This is a genomic window from Kribbella amoyensis (assembly GCF_007828865.1).
Taxonomy (GTDB): domain Bacteria; phylum Actinomycetota; class Actinomycetes; order Propionibacteriales; family Kribbellaceae; genus Kribbella; species Kribbella amoyensis.
Map to the genome: position 1 here is coordinate 1 of NZ_VIVK01000003.1, position 18,157 is coordinate 18,157.

The 18,157-nt window shown below is 68.5% G+C and carries 19 protein-coding genes; 7 read left to right on the forward strand and 12 right to left on the reverse strand.

Annotation, left to right across the window (positions count from 1 at the left end; translation table 11 throughout):
* Positions 1 to 238: 238 nt before the first annotated feature.
* From FB561_RS34100 to FB561_RS34110, 3 genes are all read right to left on the reverse strand, one after another.
* Positions 239 to 691 carry an SRPBCC family protein gene (locus tag FB561_RS34100; protein ID WP_145814212.1) on the reverse strand — a complete coding sequence of 151 codons (453 nt, stop codon included), beginning with the start codon at positions 689 to 691 and terminating at the stop codon, positions 239 to 241.
* Between the two features lie 182 nt (positions 692 to 873).
* Positions 874 to 1,341 (reverse strand): CinA family protein, encoded by a 468-nt coding sequence (locus FB561_RS34105; RefSeq protein WP_145814213.1) that lies wholly within the window; start codon positions 1,339 to 1,341, stop codon positions 874 to 876.
* A gap of 56 nt (positions 1,342 to 1,397) precedes the next feature.
* Complete coding sequence (locus FB561_RS34110; RefSeq protein ID WP_145814214.1) at positions 1,398 to 1,955, reverse strand: hemerythrin domain-containing protein; 558 nt, start codon at positions 1,953 to 1,955, stop codon at positions 1,398 to 1,400.
* A 184-nt stretch (positions 1,956 to 2,139) separates the two neighbouring features.
* Between FB561_RS34110 and FB561_RS34115 the strand changes: the two genes are divergently transcribed.
* Together FB561_RS34115 and FB561_RS34120 are read left to right on the forward strand one after the other, a co-directional pair.
* Positions 2,140 to 2,784, forward strand: coding sequence for a hypothetical protein (locus FB561_RS34115; RefSeq protein ID WP_145814215.1), 645 nt, complete (start codon positions 2,140 to 2,142; stop codon positions 2,782 to 2,784).
* Positions 2,781 to 3,038, forward strand: a complete 258-nt coding sequence (locus tag FB561_RS34120) for a hypothetical protein (RefSeq protein ID WP_145814216.1) — start codon at positions 2,781 to 2,783, stop codon at positions 3,036 to 3,038. The genes FB561_RS34115 and FB561_RS34120 overlap by 4 nt, the downstream gene beginning before the upstream one ends.
* A 75-nt stretch (positions 3,039 to 3,113) precedes the next feature.
* On the opposite strand, the gene FB561_RS34125 is transcribed toward FB561_RS34120, so the two are convergent.
* The 4 genes from FB561_RS34125 to FB561_RS34140 form a co-directional block, all read right to left on the reverse strand.
* The gene (locus FB561_RS34125) at positions 3,114 to 3,359 is read right to left on the reverse strand and encodes a DUF8129 domain-containing protein (protein WP_145814217.1); all 246 of its coding nucleotides are present in this window, start codon (positions 3,357 to 3,359) and stop codon (positions 3,114 to 3,116) included.
* A 142-nt stretch (positions 3,360 to 3,501) separates the two neighbouring features.
* On the reverse strand, positions 3,502 to 3,831 hold the full coding sequence (locus FB561_RS34130) for an STAS domain-containing protein (protein ID WP_170284928.1): 330 nt from the start codon (positions 3,829 to 3,831) through the stop codon (positions 3,502 to 3,504).
* Positions 3,828 to 5,777: an ATP-binding SpoIIE family protein phosphatase gene (locus tag FB561_RS34135; RefSeq protein ID WP_145814219.1), complete on the reverse strand. Its 1,950-nt coding sequence runs from the start codon at positions 5,775 to 5,777 to the stop codon at positions 3,828 to 3,830. The genes FB561_RS34130 and FB561_RS34135 overlap by 4 nt, the downstream gene beginning before the upstream one ends.
* Positions 5,778 to 6,111: 334 nt before the next feature.
* Positions 6,112 to 7,062, reverse strand: a complete 951-nt coding sequence (locus tag FB561_RS34140; protein WP_145814220.1) for an AraC family transcriptional regulator — start codon at positions 7,060 to 7,062, stop codon at positions 6,112 to 6,114.
* Between the two features lie 119 nt (positions 7,063 to 7,181).
* Between FB561_RS34140 and FB561_RS34145 the strand changes: the two genes are divergently transcribed.
* Entirely contained in the window at positions 7,182 to 7,934 is a 753-nt protein-coding gene (locus tag FB561_RS34145) for an SDR family NAD(P)-dependent oxidoreductase (protein WP_145814221.1), read from the forward strand.
* 4 nt (positions 7,935 to 7,938) lie between these two features.
* On the opposite strand, the gene FB561_RS34150 is transcribed toward FB561_RS34145, so the two are convergent.
* The 4 genes from FB561_RS34150 to FB561_RS34165 form a co-directional block, all read right to left on the reverse strand.
* Positions 7,939 to 8,676, reverse strand: a complete 738-nt coding sequence (locus FB561_RS34150) for a carbohydrate ABC transporter permease (RefSeq protein WP_170284929.1) — start codon at positions 8,674 to 8,676, stop codon at positions 7,939 to 7,941.
* A 101-nt stretch (positions 8,677 to 8,777) separates the two neighbouring features.
* Entirely contained in the window at positions 8,778 to 9,626 is an 849-nt protein-coding gene (locus FB561_RS34155) for a carbohydrate ABC transporter permease (RefSeq protein ID WP_170284930.1), read from the reverse strand.
* A gap of 101 nt (positions 9,627 to 9,727) precedes the next feature.
* On the reverse strand, positions 9,728 to 11,068 hold the full coding sequence (locus FB561_RS34160; RefSeq protein ID WP_145814224.1) for an ABC transporter substrate-binding protein: 1,341 nt from the start codon (positions 11,066 to 11,068) through the stop codon (positions 9,728 to 9,730).
* Between the two features lie 133 nt (positions 11,069 to 11,201).
* A complete protein-coding gene (locus FB561_RS34165; protein WP_145814225.1) occupies positions 11,202 to 12,005 on the reverse strand; it encodes a helix-turn-helix transcriptional regulator in 804 nt (267 codons plus the stop codon).
* A 56-nt stretch (positions 12,006 to 12,061) separates the two neighbouring features.
* On the opposite strand from FB561_RS34165, the gene FB561_RS34170 reads away from it, so the two are divergent.
* Entirely contained in the window at positions 12,062 to 13,687 is a 1,626-nt protein-coding gene (locus tag FB561_RS34170) for an FAD-dependent oxidoreductase (RefSeq protein WP_145814226.1), read from the forward strand.
* Here FB561_RS34170 and FB561_RS34175 read toward each other — a convergent pair.
* Positions 13,681 to 16,440 (reverse strand): ATP-binding protein, encoded by a 2,760-nt coding sequence (locus FB561_RS34175; RefSeq protein WP_145814227.1) that lies wholly within the window; start codon positions 16,438 to 16,440, stop codon positions 13,681 to 13,683. The two genes, FB561_RS34170 and FB561_RS34175, sit on opposite strands and share 7 nt — an antisense overlap.
* A 171-nt stretch (positions 16,441 to 16,611) precedes the next feature.
* Between FB561_RS34175 and FB561_RS34180 the strand changes: the two genes are divergently transcribed.
* From FB561_RS34180 to FB561_RS34190, 3 genes are all read left to right on the forward strand, one after another.
* Positions 16,612 to 16,968, forward strand: coding sequence for a VOC family protein (locus tag FB561_RS34180; protein ID WP_145814228.1), 357 nt, complete (start codon positions 16,612 to 16,614; stop codon positions 16,966 to 16,968).
* Between the two features lie 63 nt (positions 16,969 to 17,031).
* The gene (locus tag FB561_RS34185) at positions 17,032 to 17,631 is read left to right on the forward strand and encodes a VOC family protein (protein ID WP_145814229.1); all 600 of its coding nucleotides are present in this window, start codon (positions 17,032 to 17,034) and stop codon (positions 17,629 to 17,631) included.
* A gap of 46 nt (positions 17,632 to 17,677) precedes the next feature.
* The gene (locus FB561_RS34190; protein ID WP_145814230.1) at positions 17,678 to 18,121 is read left to right on the forward strand and encodes an iron chaperone; all 444 of its coding nucleotides are present in this window, start codon (positions 17,678 to 17,680) and stop codon (positions 18,119 to 18,121) included.
* Positions 18,122 to 18,157 lie beyond the last annotated feature (36 nt).

Genomic DNA, 18,157 nt, shown 5'->3' on the forward strand with positions numbered 1-18,157 from the left:
GCTGGTCGACTGGTGGCGCAGCGACCAACCAGCAACCCTTCCCGAACTCACCAACCACCTGGCGCTGTCGTCCACCGACCAACTCACCCCACTGGTACACCGCCTCGCCGCCTTCCGAGCCTTCCGGCGCCCGTCAGACGAGCAGTAGCACCGCGTAGCAGGGGTGAAGCTCGTCGCGCGGTGGCGTCCTCTGCCTTTACAGCAAGGATCCGGACGCGCAAACTGCCTGACAGCTAGGTCAGCGGGGTACGTCGCCGCGCCAGCCGCCGGTCTCGGCGCCGCGGCTCTCGATGAACGCCTTGAACCGCTCCAGGTCGCCCTTCACGCGGCCTTCGACCACGCCGAGCTTGTCACCGACCTTCTCCAGGAAACCGTCGGGATCGATGTCCATCTGCGCGGTCACCCGGCTGCTGCTGTCGGTCAACTTGTGGAACGTCACGACGCCGGCGTGCTGCGGCCCCGAGTCCGACTTCCACGCGATCCGCTCGTCCGGGTGCTGCTCGGTCACCGTCGCGTCGAACTCCCGGGTCGCGCCGCCGACCTTCACCACCCAGTGGTTGTGCGTGGAGTCCAGCTGCCGGATCTCCTCCACCCCTTCCATGAAGTGCGGGAACGACTCGAACTGCGTCCACTGGTTGTACGCCGTCGTCACCGGCACCTCGACATCGATCGACTGCGTGATCGTGCTCATATCAACCTCCATGGATCTCCAGGTAGCACCGGACGGAGGCTCGACGGCCCCCAGCCGCGATGGCGGACACAGGACCGTGCCCGCGCTGTTCAACCACCCGGCCGGTACCCCGACCAAAACCGTTCATCGATCCCGCGATCGGGTACCGGCCTGAGGGCCCGCGTCCCCGAGGTCAACAGAACTCAGAGCTTCTCGGCAACGGCGAGCAGCATCTCCAACGCGGCGGTCGTCGCCCGCGCGACAACCTCGGACGGCTCGCCGTCGAACCTGTGCTGGTCCACCACCTCACCAACCGCCGAGCTGACGGCTACGTAGACCGTCCCCGGCGGATGGCCCTCGTCGGGTTCAGGGCCGCCGACCCCGGTCACCGCGACCGCAAGGTCCACGTCCAACAACTGCACGCACCCCTTCGCCATCTGCACGGCGCAGCGCGCGTTCGCCACTGGACCGGGATCGACCTTCAGCACCCGGAACTTGGCCTCCGCCGCGTAGGCGACGACTCCTCCGGCGAACCAATCGCTCGACTTCGCCGCCGCCCCGAGTCGCGAGGCGATCACCCCGCTCGTCAGCGACTCGGCGACGGCGATCCGCAGCCCCTTCCCGAGCGCTGCGGCACCGACCCGCTCCCCGAGCTCGAACGCGTCAGCCACCCTCTGCTCGCTCAACCGCTATCGACCCAGAGCCTCGAGTGTGGCCCGCACCCGACTCAGAGCTCGCCTTCGCTCTCGACCTTCTTCTTGAGCTCGTCCTTGCTGAGCCCCGAAGTGCCGGAGATGTCCGCGTTGGCCGCCTGCTGCGCCAGCTGGTCGCGGGTCATGTCACCGGGCTGGTCACCCAGGTGCTCCTTGCGGCTGGCAACGAACGCTTCGCCGAGCTCGGTCCGCCGCTCGTCGGGCAGGTTCGCCCGCATCCCCGGAAGGACCTTCGTCTCTTCCTCTTCGACATGATGCGACACGGCGTCGACGAGGTTCTGCAGGACCTTGTCGAAGTCCGCCGAACTCGGATCCGTCGCGGCCAGCTTGGCGAGCAGCTGATCGGCTTCGATGTGCTCCTGCTGGCTGTGCGAGACCTCCTCCTTCTCGCCGGCCTCTTCCGCGGCCACCGGGTAGACCTCGGCCTCCTCGGCGCGGCTGTGAGCGGTCAGCAGCGTGGTGAGCACCGGCAACAGTGTCGGCCGCTTCTCCGGGTTGTCCTTCAACTCGTCGAACAGCCGCTCGACCTCACGGTGGTCCTGCATGATCAGGTCGACCACATCCGCACTCATCCCACTGTCCTTTCCGATCGATTCGCTTCCCCTAGCGGTACCCGCCTTTGATGCGTGAACTCGACGCTGTGGTGCCGAGTCACAGGATCTTGTAGCATGTCATCGGAACGTTGACAAATAGGCAAGTCAGCACATCATTGACATCACATCGAAACAGCGCACAGCTGGTGCCGAGAGGTGAAGCGTGGATTCAGGAGAGTCGGAGGTCACGCCTCTGAGCGGCCTCGAGTTGCTCGAGGACCCAGCCCTGCTGCAGGACGCCGACGCACCCCAGCTGCTGGCCGCGCTGGCGGCCATGCACCGGATCCGCGCGTATTTCGACCGGTGCGAGCCGAGGCTGATCGACGAGGCCCGGGACCGGGGCGCGACCTGGGCCCAGATCGCACCCGCCCTCGGCCTCGCCAGCCGTCAGGCGGCCGAGCGGCGGTACCTGCGCCTCAAGCCACTAGCCGCCGACGCCCCCGAAACGACCCGCGAGCACCGGGTGCGGGCCACCCGCAACCAGCGTTCGGCCGACCGTGCGGTGGCCGGTTGGGCCCGGGACAACGCCGCCGCGCTCCGGCAGCTCGCCGGACAGATCACCGCACTGCCGTCCGACGCCTCCAACCCGTCCTCGGCCGAGGCAGGACCCAGCATCGCCAGGCTCCGGGACGCCCTGGGCGGCAACGACGCGGCCGAACTCGTCCAGCCGCTCGCAGCCGCGGCCGCGAGCTTGCGCACCAGCCATCCCGGGCTGGCCGACCAGATCACCGAGCTCACCGAGACCACCGACACGATCCGCACCGCCGACACTGCCCGTCGCTCTTCACCTGGAGGTTCCGAGACGTGACCACCGCGCCGATTCTTCAGCAGCCCGACGCAGCCCGGACCGACGAGTTCACCCACGACCTCGAGCAGTTCATCGAGACCTATTGCGCCGACGGACGGTGGTACTCCCGCCGCCACGACAGCGAAGTACCGTTCGCCGGAAACGACAACGAGCTGGACCAGATCGCCCTCGGTTCCCAGGTCGCACGATGGAACCGCCTGCCGCATGTCGTCCGGACGCCGACCGGCACCATCGCCGAAATTCTCACCACCTGAACCGCGGCATGCGGCTGCGCCAGGTCCAGTCCGATCCCGCCGGCCGCACCCGTGACGACCGCGGGCGGCCGGGGTTCAGGCATCGCACCCATCCCCCGCGTCGTGGACGTCGATCTCGACGGAGCTGTCCTCGTCCGTCCGGATCTGGTCACGTCGCCGCGTCAGCAGGGTGAGCACCGGCGACCGCTCGCCGTGATTGCGCTCGTACCCGATGAGCTGGTCCACCTGCTCGATGTCGAGCTCCTTGATCCGCGACGGCAACGCTTCGGCGGGTACCAGGTCGAAGTCCGGCACCGGCAGCGAGCCTTTCTGGCGCGCCATAGAAACCTCCTTCGCTTTCGTCCTGCGGTGCCCGTGCGTCAGTCGAGCAAACCCGAAGGCCCGGCATCGACCTCAGGCTCATGCATCCGTTCCCACTGCTGTTGTTGGCGCGGGCCTTCATCTTGGTGCGGGTCGTCGGACGTCATTCGAGGGTGGGGAGGACCGGGATGGTTCGGGGCAGGTTCGTCAGTTCGAGGGCGGCCCGCAGCGGCGAGTCCGGTGGGACGACGACTCGGAGCTCCTGGCGGCGTTCGCCGGCACGTTCGGCGAGGCGGAAGAGCATCGCGATCCCGGAGCTGTCGAGATAGCCGGTCTCGCTGAGGTCCACGACGATCACGGTCACATCGGCCGATGCGACGCGACTGATGGCATCTCTCACCTCGACGGCGTTGGTGAGGTCGACTTCGCCGTAGATCCTCACCACCTGGACGTCGTTGCTCGTTCGGGCATCCACTCTTGCGGACTCGGTCACGTCTCGTCCTCCACCAGCACTTTGCGGCGCATCAGGATCGTCGTCCCCTGCGGACCGCTGTCGATGTCCACCGAGTCGGTGAGTCCCCGGATCAAGGTCAAACCCCAGCCTCCGCCGCGGTCGGCCGGATTCCGCCACCGTCCGTGGTCGCGCACAGTCAGCTCGACCGAGCCCTCCACAAGTCGCGCCTCGACCCGCAGGTCGCCTGGGGAGGTGGCGTACGCGTGGCGTACGACGTTGCTGCAAGCCTCCCCGCAGGCGATCGTGATCTCGCCGGCGTCCCGGGCATCGACCCCCGACTCGCGGAGCCAGCGACGGACCGTGTGCCGGACCTGCAAGAGGATCTGCGCATCGGCGGGCACCTCGAGCGACAGCGGCGTTCCGGCCAGCACCGATGGCCGGAGCGCGATCAATGCGATGTCGTCCGCGACCTTGCCGTTCTCCGCGAGGGCTGACAGGAGGTGGTCACACAGCGCGTCGAGGTCGCCCTGCCTGGCGCCCGACGCTTCGGCCAGCAGCCGATCGAAGCCGTTCTGAATCGACAGCCCGCGCTTCTCGACCAACCCGTCGGTGTAGAGCAGCAGGGTCGCTCCGGGCCGCAGTTGCTGCGTGGCCTCGGCGCGGTCCCAGTGCGCGAGTACGCCAAGCGGCGGGGCCAGTCCGCCCTCGAGGTACCACGTGGCCCCGTCGTCGATCAGGAGGGCAGGCGGATGTCCGGCGTTCGTGAACCGTACGGTGCCGGTGTCCGCGTCGTAGAGGACGTACAGCATCGTCACCATCTCGGCCAGCGGCAGCCCGCGGGCCAGGTCGTGCAGACCGTCCATCACCGCTACCGGCGAGGGATCGCGCACGGCGTACGCCCGGACCGCCATCCGCAGCTGTGTCATGGCTGCCGCGGCCTGTAGACCGTGCCCGGCGACATCACCGATCACGAGAGCTATCAGGCCGCCGCGCAACTGGATCACGTCGTACCAGTCACCGCCGACATGCAGGTCCGCGGTCGCCGGGACGTAGCGAGCGGCGACGGCGACGCCGGGGATGTCGGGCATCCGGTCGGGCAGCAGGCTGCGTTGCAACGTCTCCGCGATCTGGTGTTCCCGCCGCGTCCGCGCCTCCTCCAGGCTCAGCTGCTGTTGGGTCTCGTGCCGGTGGTGGATCTCGCGCCGCAGCCGGTCACTCGTCAGGGAGAGTTCCGCCGTTCGATTCTTCACGCGCCCCTCCAGGTCCGCCGCCGCGGAGATCAGCGCGCGGGCGATCTGCATTCGTTCGGTCACCAGTGCGGCGAGGAAGAACGAGGTGAGCGCGACAGTGGCGTTGAACGCCTGCAGGGTCAGCATCTGCCCCAACAGCGACACCCCCGCGAACGGGCCGAGCCCGTGAATCGCCGACCAGGTCGCGATCAGCGAGGCGATCAGCGCAGCAGGTGCGGCTCCGCGCAGCTGCAGACGCCACGAGGCCCATCCCAGCAAAGGCAACACCAGGAACAACACCGGCAGATCGGTGTACGCGGTCCAGGACACAAGCCCTGTGGTCAGCACCAGGATCACCGCGGCTTCGAGCCAGCTCGCGAACGACCATCGCTCGAGTTCCCAGAACAGCGGGATGCACAGCAGGAACGGGGCGACGGCGAGTACGCCCATCGCGTCGCCGGTCCACCACACCGCCCACGCACCGGCCAGCTCACCACTGTCGATCGCTCCTGAAGACAACAGCGTGACGGCGCCGATGGTCGCGCTGATCGTCATGCTGGCCAGCGCACCCAGGAACACGATCGCCAGCGCATCCCGCTGGCGATCCAGCTGCCGCCGGAACCCGACGCGCTCGAGTACAATCGCCGCCACCAGCGGTGCGACGGTGTCGCCCAGGGCGGTGAGCAGCGCGGGCACCGGACCGGTGCTGATCGGCAGATTGACCGCCAGCGCCGCAAGCGCGACGCCCGGCCACATCGACCTCCCCAGAACCCAGGAATGCCGCCAATGCGATACCACTGGGTGGCCACAGGGGCGTGACGTTCCGCTCCACCAGCGACAGGCTCAGGCCCAGCCGGGCACCGAGGTAATAGGCCGCACCGACCAGCACGACCGCCACGGCGCTACGCCCCAGCTCCGCCGGTGGACGCAGCCTGAGGATCGCCGAGGCCCTCGAAGCTCCCGCACGTCCACCCATGGTGTCACTCTCCGGCCGGGGCGGGCGCCTCATCGTCTTAGCTCATACGACGCCGGAAACCGGGCTACGTCAAGCAACTCCTTCCACCCTCGGCCAGGTGCACCAGCCACCCCCTCAATGTCCGTTCGCGGTCGAGCGCGATGATTGCCGTGCCTGGTGCCGGAATTGTGCGGGCGATGAGCCGACGACGCGGCGGAACGCGGTACTGAACGCACTCTCGGACCGGTACCCCGTGGCCCGTGCCAGCTCGGGGATCGACAGAATGTCGCGGGCCAGCGCGTCGCGCGCGAGGCTCATCCGCCAGTGGATCAGGTACTCCAGAGGCGGGACGCCCACGTGGCTCTTGAATGCCTCGGCGAACGCGGACCGCGACATGTGGCTGATCTCGGCGAGCTCCTTGAGGGTCCAGGAGTGCGCCAGGTCCGCATGCACGGCACGCAAGGCGGCGCCGATGCCGTCCTCGTTCAGGGCACCCAGCCAGCCGGTGGGCCGGTGGGTCTGAGCGGCGTGAGCACGCAACATGTGCACGAGCAGGATCTGCGCGAGGTGGTTCTGCACCAGCGGGCCACCGGCGGCGACGACCCCGACCTCGGTGGCCAGCAGATCGATCAGCTGCCCGAGCCGCCCGCCCTGAGGATCAGCCGCGCGGACGATCACCAGCGGCGGCAGAAGGTCGGTCAGCAGGGTCGCGTTCCTGTCGTCGAACGCGATGTGCCCGACGCAGAGGTACAGGTCCTCCACGGCCTCGGGGCCGATCCGCACGAACCCGTCTTCGGCACCCGCCCACACCGGCGCCGCAGGGCGCGGGCTCGTGTCGAGCGTGCTGGCCAGGACGTAAGGCGGCGGGTTGCCGAGCATGAAGGTGTCACCCTCCTGCAGGAGCACCGGCTCCTGTCCTTCGAGGATCAACCAGCACGTGCCGCGGACAAGGCCCCCGACCCGCACGTGCAGGAACGGGTCGAAGCGCAGCGCCCACTCCCCCGAGGCCCGGAGGTTGGGACCGATCACCGTGCGGGGCCTGAGCAGGCCGATCGCGTCCGCGACGGGATCCCGAAACCCGAGCACCAAGCACTCCTCCTGGACGATGTGTAAAGAAATCCGGACTCTGCATCATGGATCGTACGCCCTCGCCCCTGCAGGATCGATGGTGAACGGATCAATCACCAGTGATGGAGGCACCCAAGATGGGGCAGTTGGACGGCAAGACGTCGGTGGTCACCGGAGGCAGCAGCGGGATCGGTCTGGCCACCGCCGTCCGGCTGGCGGACGAGGGCGCGTACGTGTTCGTCACCGGCCGGCGCGAGGCCGAACTGGAGGCCGCCGTCAAGACCATCGGAGCGGACCGGGCCACCGCGGTCGTCGGCGACATCGCCAAGCCGGCGGACCTGGACCGGCTCTACGACGCGGTCCGGGCCCGAGGCAACGGTCTGGACGTCCTCGTGGCGAACGCGGCCGTCGGTTCGTTCGTGACGCTGGCGGAGACCACCGAGGACCACTTCGACCAGACCTTCGCGGTCAATGTCCGAGGCACCCTGTTCACCGTGCAGAAGGCGTTGCCGCTGCTCAACCACGGAGCCTCGATCGTCCTCGTCGGTTCGACTGCCGGCGACCGTGGAGTCGAGGCGTTCGGCGCCTACGCGGCGTCGAAGGCGGCCGTCCGGTCCTTCGCGCGGACCTGGTCCAACGAGCTCAAGGACCGTGGCATCCGGGTCAACGTGGTCTCGCCGGCCTGGATCGAGACCCCCGGCGGTACCGCCGCTTTCGGCGACGAGGAGACCGCCCGGGCCGTCAAGGAGAACGTCGCCGCGACCGTGGCCGCGGGCCGCATGGGTCAGCCCGAAGAAGCCGCCGCGGTCGTCGCCTTCCTCGCTTCCGATCAGAGCAGCTATGTCGTCGGCACCAACCTCTATGTCGACGGAGGCACCAACCAGATCTGACCCCTCATTTGGTGGCGCCGGCGGTGAGGCCCGCGATGACCTGTCGTTGCAGGATCAGGAAGAGGACGACCGGGACGATCATGACCAGGGTCGCGCCGGCCAGGGAGCCGGTCACGTTGCTGCCGAACTGGGACTTGAAGCCGGCCAGTGCGAGTTGGACGTTCTGGTTCCGCTGGGAGACGGTGAGCAGGTTGGCGAAGAAGAACTCGTTCCAGATCAGGACGAACGAGACGACGGCGACGGTCGCCAGGGCCGGTCGGGACAGCGGCAGCACGATGGTCCGCAGGATGGCGAAGTAGCCGGCGCCGTCGATGTGGGCCGCTTCCTCCAGTTCCGGTGGCAGACCGGCCAGGAACGATCGGAGCACCACGAACGACAAGGGGAACATCAGCGCCGCGTAGAAGATCACCATGCCGGGCCGGGAGTTGAACAGGCCGAGCTCGCGCATGATGAAGAACTCGGGAGTGGCCAGACCGACCAACGGGACAGCGAGAGCGAGGCTGAACGCGGCAGTGATACTCCCGCTGCCCCGGAACCGGTAGCGAGCCAGCGGATAGGCGGCCAGCAGAGCGATGGTGAGCGCGCCGGCGGTCCCACCCACCGCGTACAGCAAGGTGTTGGCGACGTACTCGTGCAGGCGTACCTGCGTGAAGGCGTCGAGGTAGCCGGACAAGGTGAAGGGACTCGGCCAGAAGCCGGACCCGGAATTGAACTGGTCCGCTGTCTTGAAGGACGACAACACGACCCACAGGGTGGGACCGAGCGACAGCAGACAAGCGAGGATCAGGACGAGATAAAGGCCCGCGACGACAGGTCTCGAGCTGTGGCGGAACGGTGAGCCGATCACAATGCCCTCTCTCCGATGCGGAAGGCCCGGCGGACGGTCACGATGAGGATCAGCCCGATGACCAGGATGGTGGTGCCGACGGCGTTGGCGTAGCCCCAAGCGCCGTCGAGGTAGGCGCGGTAGGCGTAGAGCGCGAGGGTGACGGTGGAGTCGTTCGGGCCGCCGGAGGTGAGGATGAACACGACGTCGAACATGCCGATGTCACCGAGCAACCGGACCAGGACGCAGGTGCCGATCACGTTGCGGAGCAGCGGCAGGGTGATCCGCAGATGCTGTTGCAGCAGGCTCGCGCCGTCGGTCTCGGCCGCCTCGTACAGCTCGCGCGGGATGGAGGCGATCTCGGCCATCACCAGGATGACCGTGAAGCCGATGATGAACGCGAACGTCGCGGCGACCGCCGACCGCGCGGTACCGGTGTCGTAGAGCCAGTCCTTGCCGTCGGCACCGACCAGGGCCAGTGCCTGGTTGAGCAGTCCGTAGCGGGAGTTGTAGAAGGCGGCATAGACCAAGGCGTAGGCCGCACCGGAGATCACGAAAGGTACGAAGATCACGGTGCGGAAGGTGCGCCAGCCGGGCAGCTTCTGGCTGAGGATGATGCCGATGACGACGCCGAACGGCACCTGGACGACGATGCTCACCGCGCTGTAGAACAGCGTGTTGCGGACGGCCTTCCAGAAGACCGGGTCCTGGATCATCGTGCGGTAGTTGTCCCACCCGGTGAAGGTGAAGTCGACGCCGCCCCAGCTGGCGAAAGAGCTCCCGATCAGTACGGCGAACGGCGCCAGGAAGAAGATCGTGAAAAGGATGGCGCCGGGCGCGATCGACAGGGCGACCGGTCTGGCCATACCGCGCGGGACGCGGGACGCGACCGCTGCCGGGGCGCGGCGCGAACGGGCCCGGCGTCGGGGGACGGCGTGGGTCACCTGGGGTCGGGAGGCGGCCTGAGTCACTTGGCGCCGGCCCGCTTGGTGGCGTCGGCACCAAGGCGACCGAGGAATTCAGGGGTGTCGATCTCACCCTTCGCGTAGGCGGGCCACAGGTTCTTCCAGGCGTTGCCGAAGCCGGCCGGGCCGTACACGCGGACGTGCGGATAGGTGTACCTGGTGGTGGTGGCCGCCTTGGCCAGCCCGGTGGACAGCGGCTCGAGTCCGGCGCCGGCGATGGCCGCGGGTTCGACCTTCACGGGTGGGTTCGCACCGGTGGCCTGGCCTTGTTTCAGCGACTCCTCCGGACTCGAGACGAACTTGGCGAACTCGGTCACCGCCTCGGCCTTGTCGTCGTCGCCCTGGGTTCCACTCACCCAGCCCGCACCGGTGACGACGATGGCTCCCCGCTCGCCGTCGGCCCATCCGGGCGCCGTGGTGTAGGCGGTGTCGCGGTAGAGCCCGGCCGGCGCCGTCTTGGACTTGAGGGACGTCTTCACGAACCAGGGGCCGTTGGCAACGGATGCCGCCGACTGCGAGAGGTACGCCGCGGCCGCGTCCTGGAAGTCGCCGGAGAAGGAGTCCGAGTTGACCCAGCCCTTGCTGTGCCAACCGCGCAGTGTCTCGCTGGCCTTGACCGCTTGGGCGTTGCCCGAGTAGTCACCGGAGCCGAGTCCGCCGGTCAGGAAGTCCTTGCCGCCCGGCTGAGTACCGATCAGGTTGACCCACATCAGCATGGTCGCCCAGTCGCCGTCGGCGGCCAGTGCGGTCTTGCCCCGGGCTTTGAGCTTCGCGGCGGCCTGCTCGAAGGCGGCCCAGGTGGCGGGGAACTCGGCGTACCCCACGGAGGCGAAGAGCTTCTTGTTGTAGAACATGCCGAGGGCGTCGCGCTGCTGCGGAATGGCCCAGATCTGCCCGTCACTCCCGCCGAGTGCGTCGAAGACCGACGGGAGGAAGCTGCCCTTCCAGCCCGAGTCGGCGTCGAGATCGCCGGCGAAGTCCCGGAGCTTGTTCGTCGTCTGGAGCGACTTGATCTCGCCGCTGTTGAGCTGGAACAGATCGGGAAGGTCGTCGGCCAGGGCGAGCCGCTGGTAGTACTGCAGCCGGTCCGGGCTGGAGCCCGCGTTCTGGTTCTGCTGCACCTCGATCCGATACCTGCCGGCGAACTTCTGGTTGAAGCGCTGCGCCGCCTCGTAGTTGTACTGGAGGAAGGGATCGGTGGGGCTTTGCTGGCACGCCGAGCAGGTGATGGTGACTTCGCCGCCGCTCGCGGTGTCGTTGCCGCAGGCAGCGAGTGGAAGCCCCAGCCCGCCCAGCGCGAGCAGGGCGATTGCCTTGCTTGAGAGTGATCTGGTGCCTGTCATCGCGACGCTCCGTCTCCATCGGTGCTGGCGTGTCCAGCATTCACCTGTCAGCACATGCTCGGCCTCCGCGAGCCAGCGGCACCATGGCCAGCGTGCGCACACCTGTGTCCGAAAGTGATCACCCCGGCGCGAGCTACGGCTGCCAGGTCGCGGCCCGCAGCTCTGTCGGTGATTGACCTGTCGCCTCCCGGATGCGACGGGCGAAGTGGAAGCTGGTCTTGAACCCGCTGCGGCTGGCCACGGTCGCCACGGTGAGACCGGTGCTGGTGAGTAGTTCGATGCCCAAGGTGATGCGCCGGTCCCACAGGTAGCGGACGGGAGTCGTGTCCATGTGTTCGCGGAACAACCGGATGAGGTGCGCGGGGGTGACGGCCGCCGCCTCCGCGATGTCGGTCAGGTCGATCGGTTCGCTGACGTGGGTGTGGATGAACAGCCGGGCGGCCTCGATCGCGCCGGGCAGTGCGGCGGGGTAGTTCTCGAACTCGGCGATGAACCGCCACAGCAAGGCGGTGGCCAACGCGTCGAGGAGCGCCCCCTCGGCGGTGAGCCTGGTCTGTTCGGTGACGACCGCCTCGCGGGCCAGATAGGTCATCGCCGACGACAGCCGCCGGGTCGGGCGGACCGATTCGAGCCAGTCGTGCATCTGCGGGGTGAGATCGTCCAGTCTTCCACGGACGAGCGTCTGGCGGACCTCGCTGTCGGGGCCCATCCGGATCGTTTCGGTGTGACCGGGCAGCAGCACACCGATCTCCCCCGCGACAACGGTGAAGGCCGGCTTGTCGTCGACCTGGACGTGCATCGTCCCGGAATGCATCAGCAGCAGCTGGATCCCCCGCTGCACCCGCGGCCCGATCACCGATCCCGCGGGATGCGGCACCTCCCGTGCGACGGCGTCGACGACTCTGAGCCGGCGGGAGACGGAATCAACGTGAGACACGGATTGGATCACCCGAGCCATACTAGGGCGGCAAAGTGCGTCGTTAGCCTGCGAGCATGAGCGAATTACGGACACAGATGCTGGTGGTCGGTGGAGGGTTCGGCGGCGTCGCGGCCGCCCTGGCCGCGGTCCGCCGAGGAGTGAACGTCGTCATCACCGAGCCGACTCGCTGGCTGGGTGGCGTTCTGACCAGTCAGGCCGTACCACCGGACGAGCACGTCTGGATCGAACAGTTCGGATCGACCGCCACCTACCGCGACTTCCGGGAACGGATCCGGGCCTACTACCGGGCGCACTATCCGCTGACCGCGCGAGCCCACGCCAATCGTGCGCTGAATCCAGGAGCGGCCAGGGTCAGCCACCTGTGCCACGAACCCCGCGTCGCCCTCGCCGTGCTCGAGTCGCTTCTCGCACCGCACCGCGCCTCCGGACGGCTCCGGGTCCTGCTGCAGCACGAGCCGATCTCGGCGTCCACGACCGGAGACCGGGTGGAGGCAGTGACCTTTCGCGACGGCACCACCGGCCGGCAGGTCACCGTCACGGCGCCCTGGTTCGTCGACGCCACCGAGACGGGCGACCTGCTGCCGATGGCCGGCGTCGAACATGTCACCGGCTCGGAATCCCAGGCCCAGACCGGTGAACCGCACGCTCCGGCCGAGGCTCGACCGCTGAACATGCAGCCGGTGTCGGTGTGCTTCGCCCTAGACCATCTGCCCGGCGCCGACCTGACGATCGACAAGCCACCCGGGTACGCCGACGTCGCCGCGGCCCGACCCCTCGACTGGCCGGACGGGAAGCTCTCCTTCGTCACCCCGCACCCGAAGACCCGGCAACCACTGCACTACCGGTTCAAGCCCAACCCGGACGACAACCCCGACGAGATCGGACCCGACTACGACGACCGCCGGGCCAAGACCATCGACCGGAATCTCTGGACGTTCCGCCGGATCGCGGCCCGTAACAACTTCGTCCCCGGCAGCTTCGCCTCCGACCTCACCCTGGTGAACTGGCCCCAGATGGACTACTGGGGAGGCCCTCTCTTCGGCGGGTCCGACGAAGAAGCCAGTGAGCACCTGCAGGGCGCCCGCAACCTCAGCCTGAGCCTGCTCTACTGGTTGCAGACCGAAGCGCCACGCCCCGACGGAGGGACCGGCTGGCCAGGTTTGCGACTGCGCGGTGACGTCGTCGGCGACACTCCCGACGGGCTCGCGATGGCGCCCTACATCCGCGAATCGCGCCGCATCGCCGCCGAACACACCATCGTCGAGCAGGACATCGCACTCGACGTCCGCGGTCAGCACGGTGCCGTCCAACACCCCGACAGTGTCGGTATCGGCCTCTACCGCATCGACCTGCATCCCTCGACCGGAGGCGATCCCTACATCGACATCGGCTGCTGCCCCTACCAGCTACCGCTCGGCGCGCTCCTGCCGGTCCGGGTCGAGAACCTGTTGCCGGCCGCAAAGAACATCGGCACCACCCACATCACCAACGGTGCCTACCGGATGCCACTGGTCGAATGGAACATCGGCGAGGTCGTCGGCCACCTGGTCGCCTTCTGCACCGAGAACGCTGTCTCCCCACGCGCCGTCCGCCAGACAGAGGACCTCTTCGCCCAGTTCTCGACCGACCTCGACAACGCCGGAGTAGAACGAGCATGGCCGGCCGTCAAGGGCTACTGATCGGTGCGGCGTAGCCGGCCTTCAGCGAGGAGCTTCGTGCGGGCGGCCTGGTAGTGGCAGCCCGCGGCCCCGAACGCCTCCGCTGTGGTGAGGAGCGCCTCGTGGTTTCCGTCGAGGAGGGCAGCAGCTCGATCCACCATGGTGGTCGCGATCGGGTTCCCTGCCACGATGCCGCGTGCCTCGGCCACGAGGTCCGGGGCATCGGCCCTTCCGGCCAGAACGGCGGCCTCGGCGCGCAGGGCGACGTACCAGTGGTGCCAGATCCAGGTGACCCACTTCCAGACCTCCTGAGGCTCGGGCGAGATGCGCTCCATCGCCTCGGACACCTGGTCGTTGTGCAGCAGGAGCATGGTGTCGAAGACCGCCCCGTAGCCGTACGTCACCTCCGGGAGGGTCCCGAGTTGGTCCAGGACCTTCTGCCACTCCGCCCTCGCGTCCTGGTCGCCGCGGAGGCCGTGGACCATCGCCACGGCCGCGACCGCTGGGCCGAGGGAGCCGATGGGGACATCAGTACGCCACGTGTCGAGGAAGCGCACGCTGCTCGAGAGCACCTCGTCGAAGCTGCCTGCCAAGGCATCGGCGACCAGGAGCCAACTGGTGGCGCGATGACCGACCTCGGCCAGCAACGGATGATCGGCAAGCTGCTTCGCCCACCGGCACGCGGCCACCAGGTCGCCGGTGCCGATACTTCCTTCGGCGGCCTCGGCAAGGGCCTCGACCAGCTCGTGACTGGCCGACGGCGTCGCCGGTACGGACGACAGCACGACGACCCGGCGCTGGGTGGTCTCGGCGGCCGCGAAGGTCTCACCGGCCCAGCTCAACGCGCCGGTCAGGACGTCCAAGGCGACCGATTCCTCGAGTGGATCGCCGCGGCGCCGGGTGAGTTCGACTGCTCGTTCGGCGAGCGCGACCGGTGCGGCGACCGTGGTGCCCGGATAGCCCTGGACGGTGGTGACCGCGGCGTGGAGTGCTCGCCCGGCGTCGGCCACCGCGATCGTCGCCTGCGCCGCCGGATCCTCGCCGGCCAGCTCCCGGGCCTGGGCGAGGAGCGCGTCCGTTTCCTCCGTCGGAAGCTTGCGCGTGAACATGTTCGCGAACCGGTACGCCGTGATGGCGATGGTCGCCAGATCACGTGCGGCGCTCGCGGGATCCTCGGCACGGAGCGCGGCGTCCGCGGCCGCGCTCCGGAGACGGTACGCGTCGTCGCCGCGCATCCGGCAGCCGGCCACCGCGGCGGCGTCCCGGAACGCCGTCGCAGCTGACCCCGGGTCCTCGGCGAGAGCGGCCGCCTGCTCGTACCGCTGCTGTGACTCGCTGATCAAGGTCCGCGTGAAGGTCAGCTCCGCCAACTGCTCGGCCAGGCGGTAAGCGTTCGTACGCTGCCCTGGTTCGTGGGCCGCCCAGGCCAGCGCGGAGCGCAGATCGTCGGCGACCGCGTCGAATCCGGCCCGCCAGTCCGGACGCGCAACCGCCAGCTCGGCAGCCTGGGCGAGGCACCACCGAAGATGCCGCGACCTGACGTCGACCAGCTCACCGGCCTCGGCGAGGCGTTCCGTCGCATACTGACGGATGGTTTCCAGGGCTCGGTACGCCGTGCCCACGGGCGAGGCTGTCACCACCAACAGGCTCTGCTCGGCCAGCCGAGCGAGCCCGTCGGCGACAAGGAACTCGTCGAGCCCGATGACCTGTGCCGCCGCCGCAGCGGTGAAGGGTGCCGCGAAGACCGACACCTGACGTAACAGCGCCCGATCGTCCGGTTCCAGCAGGGCATGGCTCCAGTCCAACGCCGCCCGGACCGAACGATGCCGCTCGTCCGCACGTGACCCGCCGGTGAGCATCCGGAGTGGATGAGACAACGCGGCCGTGATCCCGTCCAGCCCGAGCGTCTGGTACCTGGCAGCGGCCAGCTCGATGGCCAGCGACATCCCCTCCAGACGCTCACAGATGGAGACGATCTGATCGCGGTCCGAAGTATTCAACGCCGAACCACCGGCCGCTGCCCGCTCCTCGAACAACAGCACCGCATCCGCTGCGCCGTCGACACCCAGCGACATCGGCGGAACCGAGTACACCCGCTCCAGCGGAACCATCAGCCGGGCCCGGCTGGTCGCCAGCACCGTCACGCGCGGACACGTCGCCAACAGCCGCTCGACGAACAACGCCACCCCGTCGGCCACCTGCTCACAGTTGTCCAGGATCAACAGGACCTGCCGGTCGGTCAGCGTCGCGATCACCGACTGCGTGATGTCCCGGCCCGGCTGCTCACCGAGGCCCAGCGTCCCGGCGACCGCGGCGGCGACCAGCTCCGGTTCGTCGACCGGAACCAGGTCGACGAACCACACACCGTCGGCGTAGTCGGCGGCCAGCTGGGCGCCCACCGCCAAGGCGAGCCGCGTCTTGCCGACTCCGCCAGGGCCGATCGCGGTCACCTCGCGATGGCTCTTGACCAGTGCGCTCAGCGTCGCCTGCTCGCTGACCCGGCCGACGAACGAGGTCAGCGGCGCCGGCAGCACCGGTGCGGCCTGCGCCGAGCCACCGCCGGTCGGCTCGGGCGCCCGCTGAGCGAGCGCGCGCCGATCCGGCACGTTCAGCTTGCGCAGCAGCGAGGAGACATGACTCTCGACCGTACGCACCGAGATGTGCAGCTTCGCCGCGATCTCGGCGTTGCTGAGATGGGCGCCGACCAGTCCCAGCACCTCGGCTTCCCGAAGTGAGATCTCCACCGTTGCTGTCACCGGCACATCATCGCTCATGACGCCGAGCGGCCCGCCTCGCCGGCGGTACGAGGACCTCCGTGGTGCCGGCACGGACCGGGCTCAGTGGTGCGGTTCCGTGGTCACCACGGATGTGGGCCAGGTGCCCGAAGCGCAAAGCTGAGACCACACCGCAGCGGGCCGAGGAGCCCGCCGACACCAGGAGTGATCATGACGGACAAGTCGACCCACGGGGTCAAGACCCTGCTCCACCCGGTCTCCGATCTGGCGAAGGCGAAGGCCGTGTACTCCGCGCTGCTCGGCATGCCGCCGCAGACCGACACCGCCTACTACGTCGGTTTCGAGACCGAGGGCCAGCACATCGGGCTGGTGCCGGGCGGTGGACCGCAGGGCATGACCTCACCGGTGGCGTACTGGCACGTGGCGGACCTCGAGGCGAAGCTGGCCGAGGTCACGGCCGCGGGAGCCGTCGTCGAGGAGGCCGCTCACGAGGTCGGTGGTGGCCGACGGGTGGCCACGGTCATCGATCCCGACGGCAACGTTCTCGGACTCCTGCAGGACCGCTGAGCACGGCCCCACCGGCGCCGAACGCAGCAAGCACCCCTTCATCGCAAAGGACAGGTCATCACCATGCTGAACATCACCCTCGAAGTTTCCGATCTCGAGTCGGCGGAAGCCTTCTACCGAGCCTGCGACCTGGACACGTACGTGAGCCTGCGCAGTTCCACCGCTCCGACGACGGGTTTCCGCGGCTTCGCGCTGTCGCTCGTGGTGGCCCAACCGGGCAACGTCGACGCCATCATCGACGCTGCCGTCGCCGCCGGCGCCACCACGCTGAAGCCGGCCACCAAGAGCTTCTGGGGCTACGGCGGCATCGTTCAGACGCCGGACGGGACCATCCTGAAGGTCGCGACCTCGAAGAAGAAGGACACCGCCCCCGCCACCCGGACCATCGACCAGGTCGCGCTCCTGCTCGGAGTCACGGACGTCAAGGCGAGCAAGCAGTTCTACGTCGCCAACGGCCTGACGGTGAGCAAGAGCTTCGGCGGCAAGTACGTCGAGTTCGACACCGCGTCGTCGCCCGTCACGCTTGCCCTCTACCCTCGCCACGCCCTGGCCAAGGACACCGGCCTCTCCCAGGAGGGAACCGGCTCCCACCGCATCGCCCTCGGCAGCAAGGTCGCCCTCACCGACCCCGACGGCTTCGTCTGGGAGATCCCGGCCGCCTGACCGGCGCTTCGCCACCTCATTGACCCGCACAGACAAGGAGACAACGATGAGCAGCACCACGTACGAGGGATTCACCGCCGAGGAGCGGGCCGCGATGAAGGACCACGCGCTGGACCAGAAGCGCGCGCTCCGCCGTACCTCGGCGGCGGAGAAGGCCGCCGAAGCGGCGCGCGACGTGATCGCGAAGATCGCCGAGATGGAGGCATCGGATCGGATCCTGGCCGAGCGGGTGCACGAGGTCGTCACGACCAGCGCGCCAGAGCTTGCGCCGAAGCTCTGGTACGGAATGCCCGCCTACGCGCTGGACGGCAAGATCGTCTGCTTCTTCCAGAGCGCGGAGAAGTTCAAGGCCCGCTACGCGACGCTCGGTTTCAGTGACCGCGCGGCCCTGGACGACGGCACCCTGTGGCCGACGACCTTCGCCCTGACCAAGATGACCCCCGAGGCAGAAGCCCGCATCAGCGCCCTGGTCGAACAAGCAGTCAGCTGACGCGCGGTCGGGGTCGGGGTTGGGCCGGTCGCCGGG